Below are 716 nucleotides of genomic sequence, written 5' to 3' on the forward strand. Positions count from 1 at the left end.
GGCGATGTCGATGTGGAAAAAGCCGATCGGGTAGCGCTTGAACTTCTGCCGTTTCGGCTTGTCACCGGCCACGTCCGGCAGGCGTGATATGCCATGGCGCTGCAGACAGCGATGCAGAGAAGACCGCGATAAATTCGGGATTGAGGGCTGGAGGGCATAAAGACAGTCATCCAGCGGCAGCAGCGTGTGCCGCCGGAAGGCAACGATCATGGCCTCCTCTTGCTCACTGAGAACGGTAGAGCGCGGAGTTCTCGGGCCGGTCTTCTGATCCTCAACCGTCTGGCGCTTCCGCCACTTCGCAACAGTTTTTGGGTTGATCCCCAACTCCCGGCTCAACTCCGAGAGCGAAGCCTGCGATCGCTGTATTGCAGCTCTGACGGCGTGCGTGGTCGTGGCGCTGCCGTGACGAACTTGTCCCATAGTGCTTCCTTCCATTCCTGCGAAAGGATCACNAGTGGCGGAAGCGCCAGACGGTTGAGGATCAGAAGACCGGCCCGAGAACTCCGCGCTCTACCGTTCTCAGTGAGCAAGAGGAGGCCATGATCGTTGCCTTCCGGCGGCACACACTGCTGCCGCTGGATGACTGTCGTTATGCCCTCCAGCCCTCAATCCCGAATTTATCGCGGTCTTCTCTGCATCGCTGTCTGCAGCGCCATGGCATATCACGCCTGCCGGACGTGGCCGGTGACAAGCCGAAACGGCAGAAGTTCAAGCGC

General features: G+C 59.9%; 2 pseudogenes. One reads left to right on the forward strand and one right to left on the reverse strand.

Going from position 1 to position 716, the window contains the following annotated elements:
• Window positions 1–420, reverse strand: a pseudogene (locus tag C6W92_RS17490) (IS481 family transposase); the annotation flags it as partial.
• Window positions 421–437: 17 nt separating this feature from the next.
• Between C6W92_RS17490 and C6W92_RS17495 the strand changes: the two are divergent.
• Window positions 438–716 (forward strand): annotated as a pseudogene (locus tag C6W92_RS17495) (IS481 family transposase); the annotation flags it as partial.

The organism is Roseovarius sp. A46 (assembly GCF_004126395.1).
Lineage (GTDB): Bacteria > Pseudomonadota > Alphaproteobacteria > Rhodobacterales > Rhodobacteraceae > Roseovarius > Roseovarius nitratireducens.